At 69.0% G+C, this 18,303-nt stretch carries 9 protein-coding genes and 1 tRNA gene; 6 read left to right on the forward strand and 4 right to left on the reverse strand.

The window, feature by feature from the left end:
* Positions 1–144 precede the first annotated feature (144 nt).
* The gene (locus tag KA419_20080; GenBank protein ID MBP7868234.1) at positions 145–2,277 is read right to left on the reverse strand and encodes a prolyl oligopeptidase family serine peptidase; all 2,133 of its coding nucleotides are present in this window, start codon (positions 2,275–2,277) and stop codon (positions 145–147) included.
* Between the two features lie 124 nt (positions 2,278–2,401).
* On the opposite strand from KA419_20080, the gene KA419_20085 reads away from it, so the two are divergent.
* A complete protein-coding gene (locus KA419_20085) occupies positions 2,402–5,725 on the forward strand; it encodes a hypothetical protein (GenBank protein ID MBP7868235.1) in 3,324 nt (1,107 codons plus the stop codon).
* A gap of 37 nt (positions 5,726–5,762) precedes the next feature.
* Here KA419_20085 and KA419_20090 read toward each other — a convergent pair whose 3' ends face one another.
* Entirely contained in the window at positions 5,763–8,120 is a 2,358-nt protein-coding gene (locus KA419_20090; GenBank protein ID MBP7868236.1) for a PKD domain-containing protein, read from the reverse strand.
* 967 nt (positions 8,121–9,087) lie between these two features.
* On the opposite strand from KA419_20090, the gene KA419_20095 reads away from it, so the two are divergent.
* Entirely contained in the window at positions 9,088–9,585 is a 498-nt protein-coding gene (locus tag KA419_20095) for a GreA/GreB family elongation factor (protein ID MBP7868237.1), read from the forward strand.
* A gap of 449 nt (positions 9,586–10,034) precedes the next feature.
* On the opposite strand, the gene KA419_20100 is transcribed toward KA419_20095, so the two are convergent.
* Positions 10,035–11,006: a tetratricopeptide repeat protein gene (locus KA419_20100; protein MBP7868238.1), complete on the reverse strand. Its 972-nt coding sequence runs from the start codon at positions 11,004–11,006 to the stop codon at positions 10,035–10,037.
* A 453-nt stretch (positions 11,007–11,459) separates the two neighbouring features.
* Here KA419_20100 and KA419_20105 point away from each other — a divergent pair, with 453 nt between their 5' ends.
* Positions 11,460–14,348, forward strand: coding sequence for an AMP-binding protein (locus KA419_20105; GenBank protein MBP7868239.1), 2,889 nt, complete (start codon positions 11,460–11,462; stop codon positions 14,346–14,348).
* Positions 14,349–14,446: 98 nt separating this feature from the next.
* Here the strand turns inward: KA419_20105 and KA419_20110 are convergent, their stop codons facing one another.
* Positions 14,447–15,058: a hypothetical protein gene (locus tag KA419_20110; GenBank protein ID MBP7868240.1), complete on the reverse strand. Its 612-nt coding sequence runs from the start codon at positions 15,056–15,058 to the stop codon at positions 14,447–14,449.
* 132 nt (positions 15,059–15,190) lie between these two features.
* Here KA419_20110 and KA419_20115 point away from each other — a divergent pair.
* The 3 genes from KA419_20115 (at position 15,191) to KA419_20125 (ending at position 18,287) form a co-directional block, all read left to right on the forward strand.
* Positions 15,191–15,280, forward strand: a tRNA-Leu gene (locus KA419_20115).
* A 177-nt stretch (positions 15,281–15,457) separates the two neighbouring features.
* Positions 15,458–16,657: a tyrosine-type recombinase/integrase gene (locus tag KA419_20120; GenBank protein ID MBP7868241.1), complete on the forward strand. Its 1,200-nt coding sequence runs from the start codon at positions 15,458–15,460 to the stop codon at positions 16,655–16,657.
* A 229-nt stretch (positions 16,658–16,886) separates the two neighbouring features.
* Positions 16,887–18,287 (forward strand): hypothetical protein, encoded by a 1,401-nt coding sequence (locus KA419_20125; protein ID MBP7868242.1) that lies wholly within the window; start codon positions 16,887–16,889, stop codon positions 18,285–18,287.
* Positions 18,288–18,303: the final 16 nt, after the last annotated feature.

The raw sequence follows: 18,303 nt of genomic DNA on the forward strand, positions 1-18,303 counted from the left end.
ATTTCTCCGAATCTCGTCCTGCAATCCCATCATGATCTCTTGTGCATTGGTGATGTGTAGTTTTCTCATGCCTCCTATAGTATCACGTCCCTTTCTTATGCGCAATTATTTATGTCGCTGTGTATAGCCTGGATAGTGTCCCCTTCACTGCGTCAGCTTCCTCGACAGCAGGACGTCGTCCACGGCGGTGACCGCGCCGTCCCGGTCCAGGTCCGCCGCCGCGAGCGGGGCGGTGAAGGGGGGCGTGCCCTGGACGAGCTGCGCGGCCAGGAAGTTCACCAGGATCACGCGGTCCGCGGCGTCCACGCGCTCGCTGAGGTCGAGGTCGCCCCGGCCCGCGCCGACCCGCCGGAGGATCAGCCGGTTCCCGCCGGGGGTGACCTGGAAGGAGGGCACCGTCACGAGCCCGTCGATGTCCGGGAGGACGGTGCCCGAGGCCACCAGGTCGCAGCTGCCGCAGACGCGGTTCTCCCAGGAGAGGGTCCCGAAGTCGGTGGCGAAGGACCGGAGGCGGCGGGGCGTGACGTTCACGGTCACGGTGGCGCCGTTGACGGTTCGGAAGCTCATGACCCACTGGGTGTCGGCGTCCAGCGGGGGCCCGTCCCAAGGGTCCCAGGAGGCCGACCACTCCACCGAGGCGTTGACGAGCCCGGGCCCCGCGGGGGGGAAGGCCAGGTTGTCGGACGCCGCGGAGAGCCCCGGGACGGTCTCGTCCCGGATCACCCCGAAGCGATAGAACGGGACCACCTCGGGGTCGATGGACAGGTTCGGCGGCAGTCCCTGGAAGGCCAGCCAGGTGTGGTCGTCGTCGGTGACGGCCCCGCCCCAGCACCGCAGGCCGGCGTCGAAGGCGGCGTAGGCGGGGCTTCCCTGGGTGGGCCACTCGATGGCGGTGTCGTTCCGCCCGTGGGCCACGCCGAAGGGGACCATCTCGTCGCCCCGGCGGAGCGTCAGGGTGGCCTGGTGGTTCTGCCAGTCCCAGACGCCGGTGCCGTTCCAGGCCTTCAGGGGGTCGGCCCAGCCCCCCGGCCCGTCGATCTCCACGGGGAGGTTCAGGGCGACCGTCCCCCACTTCGGCTCCGTGTCGGTGCGCCAGTCGATGCCCCCGCCATCGCCCGAGGTCCGGTAGTTGGTCATGGGCTCGCTGGCGTAGGCGGCGGCGAAGACGTTGGGATAGCGCAGGGCCAGGGCCAGGGTGCCGCTCCCGCCCATGGAGTGGCCGTAGACGTAGATCCGCTGCGGATCGATGCGGGGGCCCCACTCGGGGTGACGGAGGAGGTCGTAGACCATCCGCAGGAGGCGGCGCTCGGTGAAGTTGCCCACGGTGTCGCCGGCGGGGACGGGGTCGCCGGACCGGAAGTCGTGATGCTTCGCGAAGCCGAGGAACCACGTCTCGGACTGGTCGAAGGGGTAGATCTTGAAGGCGCACCAGGCGGCGTCGGGGCACTCCGTGAGGGGGTCGTAGCCGTTTCCCTCCCAGCCGTGAAGGATCAGCAGGACCGGCGCCCTGGCCGGGACGGTCCCCCCGCAGTAGAGGTCGGGTTCGTACACCGCGTAGTCGTAGGCGTACTGGAAGGCCCCCGGGACGCCGGGGGCGTCCGGGTCGAGGCCGTAATACGCATTCCCCGGGTGTGGGGCGTGGAAGGTGGGGTTCCACGCGCTGACGTCCATGTACTGGAGGAACAGCTTCCCGCCGGGGCCCACGTTGACCGCGGTCTCCACGGGGAGGGGGTCGCCCAGCTGCTCCGCCGTGGGCCCCGCGGTGTTGGCGGCAGAGAAGTCGACGACGTTCTCGCCCTGGGCCGTCGTCACCGTGGTGACAGCGTACCAGGCGTTGCCCGAGGACCCGCCGCCGAAGTCGGCCCGGTGAAGGGTCCAGACGAACAGGCCCCGCCCGTCCGGCAGGGGCGAACCGCCGTCCTGGACCACGAGCCGCTCGAAGTAGCGGTACCGCCAGACGCCGCCGTCGTCGGCGTACCGGCCCGCGAAGAAGCGGGACGACCCCTCGGCGACCTCGCAGAGCCGCGTCGCCTGGGACAGGTTGCCGGCGTTGACGGGCTGGGTGTGGCGGTAGACCCGGTAGTGCTCGCCCGGCAGGTCCGCCCGCTCGTCCCAGGTGACGAAGGTCTGCCCGGACCGGTGAAAGACCTGGATCGCCGTGGGCTGGGGCGGCGCCGCCGCCGCGGGGGCGTCCCCGGGCGAGGCCCCGGAGGCCCAGGGCAGGAAAGCGGCGACGAACAGGACGGCAACGGCCCTCAGCGACGGGTGAATCTGCACGGCGACCTCCTTCGGGAACCGGATCGCGGACGCTATGGCCCCATTTTATACCAGTTCACGGGCACGGTGAAGCGCGGGTTTTTTCTTCTTGCGGCCTGCCGCCGGCCATACGATAATTGCCGGCGTGAAAAACACCCTGCGGTTTCCCGCTGTATGGCTGTGGGCCCTCCTGCTGACGCCGACCGTTTTCGGCCGGGACCTCTACTTCCGCCACTACGGCGTCGAGGACGGCCTGTCCGGGAGCACGTGCCTCTGCCTTCTCCAGGACCGGCAGGGTTTCATCTGGGTGGGGACCCGCCAGGGCTTGAGCCGCTTTGACGGTTACCGCTGGACCGTTTTCCGCAACGACCCGCGCGACCCGTCCTCGATCGCGGGCAACTACGTTCTGTCGCTGTTCGAGGATCGCGACGGCCGGATCTGGGTCGGGACCTACGACGCCGGCATGGAGTGCCTGGACCCCTCCACGGGCCGGTGCTCCCACTTCGGGCCGTCCCGGGGGCGTGCCGCCGGGGAGGCGCTGTCCTACAGCCGGGCCACCCTCCAGGACCGGCAGGGGGCCCTCTGGTTCGGTTCGGGCGACACCCTGGCCCGATTGGACCGGGCTACCGGGGCCGTCACCCGTTACCGTCACGCCCCGGGAGTTCCCGGCAGCCTCGGCCCCGGCGAGATCTGGGACCTCGAGGAGGACGTCTTCGGACGGCTGTGGATCGCCACCGCGGAGAGCGGCGTCAGCATCCTCGAACCCGGGAAACCCGCGTTTCGCCGCTTGGGCGCCGCGTCCGGGGGAGAACCGGGGCTCTCCTGCAACTTCATCCGCGACATCCGCCGCGGGCCGGACGGTTCCATGTGGCTGGGGGCCGACAACGGCGACGTGGACCGGGTGTCCCCCGACGCCCGGACCATTCGGCGCTACCCCCGCCCGCCCCGGATCGGGGGGGGGCGACCCAACTCCTCCGTCATGGCCGTGCTCCCCGACAGCCGGGGCCGCGTCTGGGTGGGGACCTACGACGAGGGGCTGTTCCGCCTCAACCCCGAGACGGGCGTCTACGAGGAGTCGTACGCTTCCAGCCCCCTGGACCCGGGGAGCCTTTCCTTCAACGAGATCTGGGACCTGCTCGAGGACCGGCAGGGCCTGATTTGGGTCGCCATGGACGTCGGCGGGGTCAACTGCTGCAACCCCGCCGTCTCGTTTCGGGTCTTCCGGCACAACCCCCAGGTCTCCTCCAGCCTGGGGGGTGACCCGGTCACCTCCTTCTGCCAGACCGCGGGGGGGGACGTCTGGATCGGCACGTACGGCGGGGGAGTCAGCCGGTGGGTTTCGCCGGAGAGGGGTTTCGAGACCTTCCGTGCCGGGGGGCGGCCCGGCAGCCTCGCCCACGACGTGGTTCGGGGCCTGTTCGCGGACCGGCGGGGGCGGGTCTGGGTGGGGACGGACCGGGGCATCGACATCCGCGAGGGGGACCGGTGGGCCCGGCACATCGAATTGCCGCGGAGCACGGTGTCAGGGTTGCCGTGCCTCCCGGTCCGGTTCCTGGAGGACCGTCGCGGGCGGATATGGCTGGGGACTCACGGCGGAGGGCTCAAGCTCCTGGACGACCAGGGGAACGTCGTCCGTTCCTTCCTGCCGGTTGCCGGCGACGAGACCAGCCTGTCCCATGCCGAGGTGCGTGTCCTGGCCGAGGACCGATCCGGCGGGATCTGGGTGGGAACGCTCGGCGGCCTGAACCGGCTGGACCCCGACACGGGCCGTTTCACCCGGTATCTCCACGACCCCTCGAACCCCGACAGCCTGGGAGGGAACATCGTGTACGGAATCCTCCCGGAGGCCTCCGGGGCCGTCTGGGTGACCTGCGACGGGGGGGGGCTGAACCGCTTCGACCCCGGCACGGGCAAATTCCGGCACTGGGACGAGCACGAGGGGCTCCCGAGCAACTCGATCTTCGGCATCCTCCCCGACGGCCGGGGCAACCTCTGGATGTCCTCCAACCGGGGCCTCTGCCGGTTCAACCCGGCGGACGGGTCCGTGCTGACCTTCGACGCCCGCGACGGCCTCCCCAGCGACGAGTTCAACCAGACCGGCTTCCTGCGCCTGGCCGACGGCGACATGGTGTTCGGCACCGTGCGGGGGTTCGTGCGGTTCAACCCGGACCAGCTCCGGGGGAACCCCACTCCCCCGCCGGTCATCCTGACCGACTTCCGGGTCTTCGACCGGTCGGTCCCCCAAGATTCCGAGCTGTACCCGGACCCCTCCCGGGGGGACCTCCCGCTGATCCGGCTCTCCTACCGGGAGAACTTCTTCTCCTTTGAATTCGCGGCGCTGAACTTCATCAACCCCGAGCGGAACCGTTTCGCCTACCGGCTGGAAGGGTTCGACCCCGACTGGATCCGGTGCGGGAACCGGCGGCTGGCCAGCTATACCAACCTTGACCCGGGGGAGTACGTTTTCCGGGTCAAGGCCTGCAACAACAACGGCGTGTGGAACGAGGCGGGGCTGGCCGTCCGGGTCCGAATCTCCCCGCCGCCCTGGCGGACCTGGTGGGCCTATGCGGGTTACGCCATCGTGTGCGGCCTGCTGCTGCACCTGTACATCCGGGCGCGCCTGCGGGCCCAGGCCAACCGGGCGGAGCGGGAGATGCTCCGGATGTCCAACGAGCACCTCAAGGAGGTGGACGCACTCAAGACCGGTTTCCTGAACATGGTCTCCCACGACATGCGGACGCCTCTCACGTCCATCGTGGGGTTCGCCGGCCTCCTCCGGAAGCGGGCGCGGATGGCGGCCAAGCCCCCGCCGGGGGACGAGGGCCGCGGGGTCGCCGCCTTCGCCCGGCGCGTGGAGGAGAACGCGGGGATCATCGTGGCGGAAGGGGAGCGGCTCGTGCGCCTGATCAACGACCTGCTCGACCTGGCCCGGATCGAGGCGGGCAAGCTGGACCTGCACCCCGGGGCCCTGTCCCCGCGGGAGTTGGCCCTGGACGCGTTTCGCGTCAGCGGGCCGCTCCTCGCGCAAAAGGGCCTGGAGGGTGTCCTGGACGTTCCCGACGACCTGCCGCCGGTCCGGGCCGACCGGGAGCGCACCAGTCAGGTTCTCACGAACCTGGTCTCCAACGCCGTCAAGTTTACGGAGCGGGGGTCCGTCACCCTCCGGGCCCGGTTGGACGGCGATTTCGTCGTGTTCAGCGTGGAGGACACGGGGATCGGCCTGAAACCGGAGGACCTCGAGAAGATCTTCGAGAAGTTCGGCCAGGTGGAGCCGGGGCGGAAGACCTTCATCCAGGGGACCGGCCTGGGGCTGTCTATCTGCCGCCAGTTGGTGGAGATGCAGGGCGGTCGCATCCGGGTCGAGAGCCGGGAGGGGCAGGGGAGCGTGTTCTCCTTCACCCTTCCGCGGGCGGCCCGGAAGGGGGGGGACGGAGGGCCGGCGGAAAAACCCCTTCAACCGACGGAGTGAGCCGGGAGCCGTTGCCGCCCCCCCGGCAGGGCCCGGCTCAGGCCCCGGTCACCTCGCCCAGCAGTTTCAGGAGGTCCACGGCGGTGACGTCGCGGTCCTTGTCCACGTCTCCCCGGAAGGAGTTGCCGGACGGGTCGCTCACGGCGTTGCCGGAGAGGATCGCCGCCAGCAGCACCGCGTCCATGGCGGTGACGGACCCGTCGCCGTCCACGTCGTAGGCGGCGGCGAGCACCCGGACCACGGCCGCGTCGGAGTCTGCGGCGCCGCGGTCGTTGCTCACCCGCACCCAGTAGGCGGCCGACTGGGTCAGGGAGGGCGTCGTGAAGCTGAAGGCGGTGGCCCCGGCCACGGGGCTCGAGGTGTCGCCCCGGTCGCCCCGGTACCACTGGTACGAAAGGGGCGGGGTCCCCGAGGCGCCCACCTGCAGCGTCGCCGTGCGTCCGGAGAGGACGAGGCGGCCCTGGGGCTGGGACACGATGGCCGGCGCCACGATCAGCGTGACGGTGAAGGTCTGCTGGGCCGAGGCCTGGCCGCAGGGGTTGGTCACGGTCACCCGGGCGGTGTAGGTGCCGGCGGCGTAAACGTGGCTCACCGACGGGCCCGTGGCGGTCGCGCCGTCGCCGAAGGTCCACGCGAAGACCAGGGGGAGGGTGCCCGCGGACGTGGCGGTGAAGGCGGCGGGCTGACCGGGTTCCGGCACGACGGGGGCCCGTTCCAGGGTGACGCCGGACGGCGGGATGCAACCACTGGAGGAGGTCACCGTGAAGAAGACGGCGGAGAAGGGGCCCCAGTTGCCCGCGGCGTCCTTCCCGCGGACGGCGGCCAGGTAGTCGCCCTCGGCCAGGGCGCCGGTGGAGACGCTCGCCTGCGCGTTCTCGCTCGGCGCGCTCCAGGAACCGTCCGACGGCTGCATGGCGGCGCCGCTGCCGGGGGCGCCGGGCCCGTCCGCGTCGTGGAGCGGGAGGACCCAGTACTCGGCGCCGGCGGCGTTCTGGCCGCCGTTGGCGGTGTCGTTGACCTGCCCCTGGAGCTGGAGGGCCATCCCCTGGGCCACCACGGGCGGCGTCGCGGCCAGGTTCCGGACGTCCGGCCCCAGGGCGGTGCGGTACGGGGTACCGCAGATTTTCATGGCGTAGAGGAGGGCGGTTCGGTTGGCCGGCCAGACGGTGTTCTCGAAACTGGTGCAGGACTGGAAGAAGGAGGTGCCGATCTCGAAGGTGAAGGAGGGCACGCCCAGTTCGCCGTAAACGAAGTCGTCGGTGGCGCCGGTGGTGGTGTACAGGCCGGTGCTGGACTGGTTCGGCGTGTAGTTGTTGAGAGAGGCCAGCTTGGTGCCGATGGCCTGGAGCCCGGCGCTGTTGGGGGCCGGGCCGTAGGTGTGCCCCCACGGCCAGATCACGTCCCCGCCGTAGGAGTGCAGCCAGATGGAGAGCCCCGTGGTGGTGTCGGGGGCCGGGTCGTTGATGCCGGGGCCGCGCTGGTCGGGGAAGAGGAAGCGGGCGAGGGCCTGCGCGGCGGTGGTCTCCGGCTCGGAACCGGCGGCGGGGCCCTGGTAGGTCTCGTCGCAGGGGTCGCTGCTGTCCCCGCCCCAGAGGAAGGAGCAGTTCCGGTTGAGGTCGATGCCGTAATCGCCGCCGGCGCAGCCGCCGCCCGCCGTGCTGTCCGTGTTCTTGCGCCACCACTCGCCGGTCTCCGCGAACTTCCGGCCGTCGGGGTTGTGCATGGGGAGGACCCAGACCTCCGCGTAGTCCAGGGTCAGTGCGATGTCGGCGTTGACGGCGTAGTTGGTCAGGAGGTGCTCCACGAACCGGAGGGCCGTCTCCGCCGTGGCCAGTTCCCGGGCGTGGGTCTCGCCCACCAGGAGGAACACCGGCTTGGGGCCGGGGATGGAGCGGTTCGTCAGGCGGACGGCCAGGAGGTCGTAGCCGGCGGGGCCGCCGGCGGTGAGCTTGTCCCAGCTGTCGCCCGCGTCCTTCAACTCCACGAGGCCGGGGTAGCTCGCCGCCAGGGCCCCGAGGGCGGCCTGCGTCTCCTCGACGGTGCGGTAGCAGGTGTAGCCCGGGATGCTCAGGGGGGCCCGGACCTCCGCCGTCTTCTCCGCGTCGACCTCCAGGGGGTAGCCCCGGGCGGACAGTTCGCCGTAAGCCTTCTCCGTGAGCATCACCACGGCGTAGCCTTCCTGGCGGTGCACCTCCCAGACGTCGAAGCGGCGGCCCAGTTCTTGCAACTGGGCCAGGTCGCGGAAGAACACCCGGGCCACGACGCGGTCCCGCGACGCGGGGGACGCGAGGGCCTGGAAGAGCGGGGCCAGCGCCACCACGAGCGCGAGCAGCAGGCCGGGGCGGGGGAAAAAGTGGGGCGATCGACGGGGGGAAGTCTGGGTCGAAGCTTTCACCGGCGGACTCCTGGGAGCAGGTTTCGGGGCGTCGGACGCCGAACGGGCAAGTGTATCACCGATTCCGGGGAAAGTCATGGCGTCGGCGGGCGGCCCGGCGGAAAATAACCGCTCCCCGGGGTTGGGGGTCGGGCCGAAGGCGCTTCAAGGACCTCAACGCCTGCGTTCTGACTTTTCGGACCACCGCCCTTCGGGCAATGGCTAAAACAAAGGCTTTACGTACACTTTCCCATTCGCTTCCCGGCTTTTTCGGGCCGCATGGCGAGTGTTGCGTGAGGAGCGATTTTCCCAATAGTCCTCGAACCTGCCACCCAAACGACAACAGCGAAGAGCCGTAATGGCGTTTGCCCTGCAATCCCCGCCCGGAAATCCTCACACCGCAATAGCCACCACGACCGACAGCCGCATTGCGCTTTTCGCCTGTATCGTGTATCTTGAGGTCCCATCCCGGTTGGTTCGGGTCGGGGGGCTTGGGCCCTGGGTTGAAGGCTGGTACTGCGCCGGCGGAAGGCCGGTTGGGGAGGAGAAGGGGAGCAATGGGCATCGCCGTATCCGCATCCATCACGGAGCCCGTTCGCAACACCGCATCGCTGCCAGTCCCAAGGCCTTTGCGCAACATCAGATCGCAGCCTGTCCCCGGACCCCTGAACAACAACGCATCGTTTGCCCCAAGGCCCGTGAGCACTCCGGAAAAGTCCGGAAAATGCCGCCCCGCTTCCTGTCAACCCCCCCCACTTCGCGCCCGTCTCCCCCTCTCGGCCCGTCTCCCCCTTTCGGCCCGTCTCCCCCTTTCGGCTCCTCTCCCCCTTTCGGCTCCTCTCCCCCTTTCGGCCCGTCTCCCCCTCTCGGCCCGTCTCCCCCTTTCGGCCCGTCTGCTCCTTTCCACCCTTCGCACTTTTCGCACTTTTCGCACCTTTCCCCCACCCCCCATCGCTCCCTCCCCCTGCCTCTCCCCCGGAAGTTCCCCATGCCCTACGACCCCCTGACCGTGAAGCAGACCCTGGTGTCGTCCCTGGTGTCGGAGTTGGCGCGGATGGCCGAGAGCGCCGTCCGCTCGGCGGAGGAGGCCACCGGCGAAATGTACGTGGGGTCCGACCGGACCCGCAACCGGGGCGAGCGCGGCAAGTTCCTGGAGTCGGCCTACTACCTCACCGCCCGGGCAAAGCAGGCCGAGGAGTACGCCGCCCTGGCGCGGCGCCTCCGGGAGATGGACCTCTCCCCTGCACGGAAGGCCCGGGAGGGGGCCCTGCTCCACCTCCGCGAAGAGGGGCGGGACGGGACCCTGCGCCTCTTCCTCGCCCCCGGGGGCATGGGGAGCCGCCTGGAGGCGGGCCCTTTCCCCGTGGAGGTGGTCAGCCCCGATTCCCCCCTGGGGCGGGCCCTGTCCGGCAAGCGCCCCGCCGCCCGCGTCTGCGTGAACCTTCCCGCCGGATCACGGTCGTTCCTGATCCTGTCCGTGGAATGAGGTGTCCGCCTTTTTCCGGGACTTCGCCCGTGAAAACGGCCGTGAAAAGCAACAGGGATTTCAAATCGACAGCCGGTTGGTGAGAGCGCAGCAGCCGGAGCGCCTGCGGCCGCAGAAAACGGCCTCCCACTGAAGAGGCGCAATGGGGGGCTTGCCTGTCCCCCGCCGCCTCCGGTCGGGGGAAGGCCCCGTCGATCCCGGTTGCGTCCCCCCCTCTCCCCCTGTGCTCCCCGTGCCCTTCGTGCCCCCGGGTGAGATCCTTCCGGAATCGCTCTCACAAAGGCACGAAGGCACGGAGAAGCGGTGTCCCTGATCGCCCTGAACCGGCCAAACGTGACGCCTGTCTCCTGTCTTCTTCGTTCGTGTCTTCCGTGTATTTCGTGGTTCATTCCCCATCCATCCGTGGTTCTTTTCCGGGTCGGGGAGGATGAACCCGTGCCGGTGCCGGCTCAGTCCAGCTGGAGCTTCCCCCGGGTCTCGATGGCCTTCACGTACTCCGCCGGGAGAGGATACTTCAGGACTTTCGCCGCCCGCGCGGCGTTGGCGGCCCCGACGTAGTCGCCCCTCTTGAAGCGGGCCACGGACAGGTTCACGTACAGCTCGGCCATCTCCGGGTCCTTGGCGATGCCCACGAGGAGTTCCCGCTCCGCCTCCGCCGGCTTTTCCAGCAGCAGCCAGGCCCCGCCCAGGAAAAGGTAGAACCGTGCGGGGATCTCGACCTCTCCGGGGGGGACCGGGATGTTCCCGGTGGTGGTCGCCGGCTCCGCCTGTTCGGGGTAGAGCTTCGAGAAGGCCCGCATGCCCAGGCCCGCCTCGCTCGCGTGCCGTTCGAAGGTGAAGGGCCCCTGTTCCTTCGAGAAACCCTCCACCCCGACGAAGGAGGAGGACTGGGAGTCCAACCCGGACCGGTGGCGGGCGTAGTCCCCCTTCCCGCGATAGAGGATGTGACGGTAGTAGAAGTTGTCGACGTCGGGGATGCCCAGGGCCGACTTGGGTTTGCCGGGTTTCGACTTCTGTTCCCGCACCCATTCCAGGGCCCGGGCGTAGCAGTCCTTCGCTTTCAGGTACAGGTCCAGCGCTCCCTGGGGGTCTTTCCGGGCCATGCGGATCCGGCCCAACTCCACGTAGGCCCCCGGCAGCATGGGGAAGACGCCCAGCGCCTGGTTGAAGAGGCCCGCGGCGGTCTCGAAATCTCCCATGTCGGCTTGCCTGCAGGCCTTCTCGTAGAGTTTGCGGGCCTTGACGAGCGCGTCCGGGCTGAAGGGCTTCGACGGGGGGGCGGTGTCGTCGCCCCGGTTCACGGCGGGCGGGGGGGGCGCGGGGTTGTCCTGCGCCGGTGCCAGGCCCGGCAGGGTCAGCCCCCACCACGCGACCACGGGGAAAAGGAACCGGATGACGGGTGCGAGAACCCTCTTCGGCATGATGCTCACCCTCCTTTCGGACCGGTACGGGGCGGTCTCGGGTCCATGATACTCCCGGCCGGCGCCGGATTCAACCGGAGGGCCCGGCAGGGACGTCAGTGCCTGCAAAGGAAGATCATTGCCAAATCGCGCAGGATCCCGAGAACGACCTTCCGGGATTTCTCTCACCAAGGCACAAAGGCACGGAGAAGAGTCTTTTCCGCTCATCGTGAATCGGCCAGGCGCCCTCTCCCGTCTCCTGTCTTCTATCTTCTTCGTTCGTGTTTCATTCTCCCCTCTATCCGTGTCCATCCATGTTCATCCGTGGTTTTTCCCGGTTTGTCTGGGTTGGGCTGCTGGGCGCTTCAGCGGTTGCGTTCCGACCCGCATGTGGTCGGTCCCGGTTGCCTGCCCAAGCCACTTTTCCCCTTGATTTCCCCGCGGCTGCCGGTTAGCCTTCCCCCGGGAGCAGCCATGGAGAACCTCGACGCATTCAACACCCCCCTGGCGGCCTTCCGGCACCAGGTCGCCCGCTTCCCCGACAAGCCGGCCCTGGTGTTCCTCGGGCCGCAGGGGGAGACGGACCGGCTGTCCTACGCCCGGCTGGACCGTGCCGCCCGGTGCTCCGCCCTCGCCCTGGAGCGAGCGGGGCTCATGCCGGGAGAACTGGTCATCCTGGCCCTGGACCACGAACCCGCCCTGGTGTCCGCCTTCTTCGGCGCCCTGTACGCCGGGGTTGCGCCCGCCGTTTTCCCCTACCTCGACCCCGCCTCGCCCCGGGAGGCCTGGCGCGACAGGCTCTGCCACCACGCCCGCTCCGTCGAGGCCCGGGCCGTCCTCGCGCGCCCCGACGTCCGCGACGAACTGGCGGAGCGGTTCCGGGACGGCGGGTGTGCCGTCGTCTCCCCGCCCCCGGAACCGGGCGTCGGGGAAGGGTCCGCCGACGCGGGACCGGCCCCCGAACCGGACCCCCGGTCCCTCTGCTACGTGCAGTTCAGTTCGGGGACCACGGGGATGCCCAAGGGGGTCATGCTCTCCCACGCGGCCGCCCTCCAGCAGGTTCGCGCCATCCAGGCCTACGGCGAGGCCACGTCGGCGGACGTGAACGTGGGCTGGCTCCCCTTCTTCCACGACATGGGCCTGGCCATGCACCTTCTGCTCCCTGTCCTCACGGGGGGCACGTGCGTCACCATCCCGCCCGGCGTCTGGGTGCGCCGCCCCTGGCTGCTCCTCCAGGCCGTCCACCGGTATCGCGGCTCCATCGGGCAGATGCCGAACTTCGCCTTCCAGCACTGCCTCAAGCACGTGGACGACCGGCACCTGGAGGGCGCCGACCTGTCCTCGCTCCGCGTGCTGGTCAACGGCGCCGAACCGATCCAGGCGGAGGTCATGGACTGTTTCACCGAGCGCTTCTCCCCCTGGGGGTTCTCGCGGAACGTCCTGTGCATGGGGTACGGCATGGCGGAGTACTTCTTCGTGGCCTCCACCACCCCCCGCAAACCCTGGGTGACGGAGACGGTCTCCCTCGCCAGCCTGCGGCCGGGCCGGGGCGTCGAGGCGGTCCCGCCGGGGACGCCCGGTTCGCGGACCCTCGTGAGCTGCGGCCCCCTGTCCATCGGCACCGAGGTGCGCGTCCTCGACGACGACGGCAACCCCCTTCCGAACCGGTGCACGGGGGAAATCGCCGTCCGGGGGCCGTGCCTGTTCTCGGGGTACCTCCGCCTCCCGGAGGAGACGGCCGCGGTCCTGCGGGACGGCTGGTTCCGGACGGGAGACATCGGCTACGTCTCGGAGGGTGGGCTCTTCATCTGCGACCGGAAGAAAGACCTCATCATCGCCGGGGGGCACAACGTCTACCCGCTCCACGTGGAGGAGGCCGCCGGGTTCGTGCTGGGGGACCACCTCCGGGAAGCGGCGGCCTTCGGCGTCACCGACCCGGACCTCGGGACCGAGACCGCGGTCCTGGTGTGCGTGCTGCGGCCCGGCCTGACGGAAGCGGAGCTCGCGGAGCGCTTCGCGGCCGTCCGGCGGCGGGTCCGGCAGGAACTGGACATCGCGCTGACGGACATCCTGTCCGTGCGCAGCAACTGGGTGTCCCGGACCACCAGCGGCAAGGTTTCCCGGCGGGGCTGCCGGGAGCGCTACCTCCGGGAGCGCGCCGGCGAGAAGCCGCCCGGGGGGCGTGCCGCCGCCGCGGAGGGGGGATGGCGCTCCCGGGAGGACGCGGAACGCGAGCTGGGGGCCGTCTTCGCGCGGTCCCTGGGCCGGGAGAGCGTCCCCCGGGACGCCGACCTGTTCGCCCTCGGCGTCACGTCCCTGGAGGCGGTCCGCCGGATCCTGAAGTGGGAGGACGCCGCGGGCCGCCGCATCGACGTGGAGGCGTGGGTGGCCGAGCCCACCGTCGCCCGCCTGGCGGCTTTGCTCTGCGGTCTCCCTCCGGCCCGGCCGGCGGCAGGGTCCGAACCCGGGCCCCAACCCCGGAGACCGGCGAGCCGCCGCACGCCGGGGCCGTCCGTTTCTCCCGGTGCGGTGTCGCCGGTTCGCCGCGAGCCGCCGCCCCCCCGGTTCCCGTACGGCCTCGGCAGCCGCCTGCAGCGCCTCTGGCTGTCGAGTGCCGTCGTCCGCCGGGCCGCCTTCGCCGGGCCGGTGTCGGTCCTCGAGCGATGGCTCCGCGAACGGGGCACACCCGGGGACCGGGCGACCGTGATCCTCAACCTCATGGTCAACACCTGGGTGCACTGGCGGGTCCGTTCTCTCATCCGGCCGGACAACGCCGCCCACTGGATCTCGGTGACCGGTGCGGAGCAGCTTCGGGCCGTGGCGCAGGAGGGGCGGGGGCAGGTGGTGGTCGGCCAGCACTACCCCCTGATGGGCCTGCTCCGGTGGTACAACCAGGCCTTCCACGGGGGCGCGTTCCGCTTCTTCCATCCCCAACGCCACGGCATGGAGCAGCGGGAGCGGGGCCGCACCCTGGAAGTCTACGCCGCCCAGCGCCACCTCGAGGCGGGGAAGCCCCTCTGGATCATGGGGGACGGCCTCGGGGGGAAGGAGCAGGTTAGGGTTCCCTTCCACGGTCACGGGCGGGCCTTCCGGCCGGGCCCGGCGGAGCTGGCCGTCCGGACGGGGGCCGCGTTCATCCCCGTCTTTGTCGGCATGGACCTCGCCGGGAGGGTGCGGATCGAGTTCGCCCCGGACCTTGCGGCGGTCCCCCCGGGGGGGGACGACCCCGTCCGCGCCCTGCTGGTTCGCTACGCGGACCTCCTGGCCGGGCGGTGGGCCGCCGACCTCCCCAACCTCAAGTGGAAGCACCTGGCCCGCTACCTCGAGCAACCCCTCGATGACGGGGACGAGGAGGAGGACTGACCCCCCCGCTCGACGGCCCGCACGGAAAGCGGCCGCGGCCTCCGGCGGCGCGCGGGAGCTTCCTCGCGGCCGGCGGACGGGTGCGGTCGCGCCGGGGCTCACAACCCCCTGAAGGGGCTTTGCGGACGGTGCCAGGGCGGTGGCGGCTCCGGCGGGCGCACCGGGATCGGCTCCCGAACCGCTTCGACGGTGACGACCGGTTCCCAGGGGTCGCCGGTCTCCCGGCTCGCGGCCAGCGTCGCCGCCAACCAGCTCACCATCCGTCCCAGGGCCTCCAGGAACGCCCACCCGTCGGCGTCCTCCGAGCCGTAATCGTAATCTCCGGCCGGACACTCCCCCGGGTGCCCCGCGGCGAACCGCCCGAACGATCCGCCCCGACCTTCGCCGGGGCCGTCGTTCCTCCCGCCGGCCGACCCCGCCGGCCGGGTCCCGCTCCCGTCGTCGGGGGTGCCGGATTCCCGCGCGGAGCGTCCGCTCCCGTCCGGGGTTTCCGCGTCCTGCAGGCCGCCCCTCCCGCCGTGTTCCCATCCGGCCGGGGCTTCCCCGTTCCCGGGTCCTCCCCGGGCGCTGCCTCCCTCCGTCCCGCTGGGCGGGGTGAAGGCGCGCGTCAGTCGGCGCCACCACGCCGCGTCCCCCACGGGGTTCGCCTCGCCGTCTTCGTCGTAGTTCTCGTCCGGGTCGTACAGGCACACCACTCCCCACTCGCGCATGGCTCCCTCCTTGTCGAACCGTTCTTGCCTATAACAACGTTTTCGCCGGGAAATATCCGAACTTTTTTTGCGGAAATCCGGAAAAAAGTTTTCCTTCCCCTTTCGGCGGCTTGAAGTACAATGGGCGGGCGTGCCGATGTGGTGGAATTGGCAGACACAGGAGACTTAAAATCTCCTGCCCCGAACAGGGGCGTACCGGTTCGAGTCCGGTCATCGGCACCAGATAATAGTTCGATGAAGAACGATAAAATACAAAGCCCTTGAGAAATCAAGGGCTTATTCTTTTATGGGTGTCCGATTAGGTTCGGGGAGGGACGTTGACAGCCAGTGATTTTTAGGGTACGCTATGGGTGATCGGTTGCTCCTCTCGGGAAGATCACCTAAAAGGAGGGAGTCGAGATGCCGAAGATCCTGCGAGACGCGCTCACGGACGTCAAGGTTCGTCAGGCCAAACCCAAGGACAAGCCTTATAAGCTGCTGGACGGGGGAGGGCTGTTTCTGTGGGTCACCCCGAAAGGGTCGAAACTCTGGCGGAAGAATTTCCTGATCGACGGCCGGTGGAACACCCTGTCCTTCGGGGCCTATCCCACTGTCAGCCTGAAGGAGGCCAGGGAAAAGAGGAGCGAGGCCGATAAGATTCGGGCTGGCGGGGGGGACCCGTCGAAGGAGAAGAAGGCCCGGAAAGCCGCCCGCGAGGCCGACCAGATGACGTTCGAAGTGGTGGCCCGGGAACTGCACGCCCAGAAGGCCGGGCATTGGACGGCACTCAGCTCCCGGCGCTTCCTCCGGTGGATGGAGCGGGATGTGTTCCCCTCTCTCGGGGCCCTCCCCGTCCGGGACCGGATCGAGGCGCGGGATATCCTGGAGGTCTGCCGGCGCGTCGAGCAGAAGAGCGCCTATTCCGCGCACCGGATCCTGGGGTACATCGGGAGCGTGATGCGCTATGCCGTGGCGACGGGCCGGGCGTCCTGGGACCCGACCAGCGCCCTGCGGGGGGCGTTGAAACCGCACCGCGAGAAACACCTCGCCGCCATCACCGACCCCCGGGAGATCGGGAAACTGTTGCAGGCCCTGGACGGCTACTCAGGATACCCGGCCACCCGGGCCGCCTTGCGCCTGTCGCCGCTCCTGATGCTCCGCCCGGGGGAAGTGCGGCGGCTGGAGTGGGCCCACGTCGACCTGGACAACGCCGAGATCCGGATCCCCGCGGAAAAGATGAAGATGCGGCGCTTGCACATCGTCCCCCTCTCCCGGCAGGCGGTGGGGATCCTGCGGGAGATCCAGCCCCTGACCGGATCGGACCGGTATGTCTTCCCCTCCGCCAGGGGAGACGGGCGGCCGATGTCCGAAAACACGGTCCGCGCGGCCCTGATCCATCTCGGTTACCCCGGGGACGTCCAGACGGCCCACGGGTTCCGGTCCATGGCGAGCACGCTGCTGAACGAAATGGAGTACCCCGGGGACGCGGTGGAGCGACAACTGGCCCACGCGAACCGGGACAAGGTCAAAGCCGCCTACGATCACGCCGAGCACCTCTCCAAGCGCCGCCGCATGATGCAGGACTGGGCGGATCATCTGGACAGGCTCAAGAAGCAGTGAGTATATATATGCCCCTATGGATAGGCTGTCCTTGGGGATATATAAATTTCCCCGACAGTTACGACAAGTACCTCCAACCCAAAGTTAAAAAAGCAATTATCGGTGTCTTCTCCCCAAGGGCTGTCGGCTTTTCTTCAGTGTTTTCCCGACAGAACAAGCTTATCCACTCTCACCCAGACACAGCGACACAGAGAAGACCCGGACACATCTTCTTGGCGGGCTCCGCGCCTTGGCGAGAGAAATTCCGGAACGATCTCTCGCCGAGGCGCCAAGCACGCCAAGTCGGTCCCGGAGGGTCCAGGCCCTCAACCAGTCTGGAACCATCCCGCTCCTGGCAGTCAACGAGACGAAGGATATCTCCCTCACCTTCGCCCCGGCAGAAACCGTTCCGCCGGGCCCCGACCCGTACAACCTCATCCTCCGCGTCGCGAGTGCCGACGGCGCCGTGGCCCTGGACGTCCCCGTCGTCGTCTACGTGGACGCCACCGGGAAGGGCAACCTCCTCGTCCAGTCCTACGACCTCTACTCGGGGAGTAGTGTGTCCCGCCCCGCGGGCTCCCTCGGCCCCAAGATCACCCTGAAGAAGGTGGACGGCACTCCCATCCCCGACGTGGTCTCCCAGGCGGACGCCGACTGGTCCGACGTGCTCGTGCGCGACCTGCCGGTGGGCCTGTGGGACTACCGCGTCAGCGCCGACCGCCACGAGGCCGTCAGCGGCCGCGTGGAGATCAAGCCCGGGGTTACCGCGACCCTGGAGACCCTCCTGCGCAACACCCTGGTCACCGTAGAGTGGGAAGTGGTCCCCACCACCATCCAGGACCAGTACCAAGTGGTCCTCACCGCCGATTACGAGACCTCGGTCCCCGCCCCCGTGGTGACGGTGACGCCCACCTCCGTGGCGTTGCCCTACCTCAACGCCGGCGAGACCTACACCGGAGAATTCCTGGTGGAGAACAAGGGCCTCGTCCGGGCCGACAACGTGACCCTCGTCACCCCCGACGGCGGCACGACCTACCGCTTCGAGTTCCTCTCCCAGCCCCCGGACTCCCTGGAACCCAACCAGTTCGTCCGCCTCCCCTACCGGGTGACGAAGCTGGCCTCCTCGTCCAAGGCCTCCTCGGGATCTTCCGCCCAGGGGAAGAAGCTCTCCGCGACCTCGGACGTCTGCACCGCCTGTGATGTGAATGGCGGTGCAGTCCAGTACGATGTGGTATGCCCCAATGGAACAAAGTTCACCGGATGCGGTCCCTTCGCCTTCGGAAGCTGCCACGCCGTTCCCTGTCCGCCGGGAGGTGGGTCAGGAGAGGGTATCCCGGTGAGTTTCAGCTTCCCCGACGGAGGTGCCGGGTGGGCCGGCGCGTCGGTTGCTCAAGGAGGTTCTTCTGATCGCAAATGCAATGGAGGAAGTATCCCAGATGATGATGGAGGTGAGTGTAATTGTTCTTCAAAAATAGTTCCAATGGGCATTTCACAAGATGAAAATGCCCCAAATCAAGCACATGTTTTAAACAGTCTAGTCTTGATGACCTCGCAAAAAGTCAAAACGGGGGATATTATACAGAAAATAAAAGGAATATCCATCATTTTCCGCTTGACAGGGATTTGCTTTTTGTGTAGTGTATGCCTTTGATAAATTAGGGCATGCA

The sequence above is a fragment of the Acidobacteriota bacterium genome (assembly GCA_018001935.1).
Lineage (GTDB): Bacteria > Acidobacteriota > JAAYUB01 > JAAYUB01 > JAAYUB01 > JAGNHB01.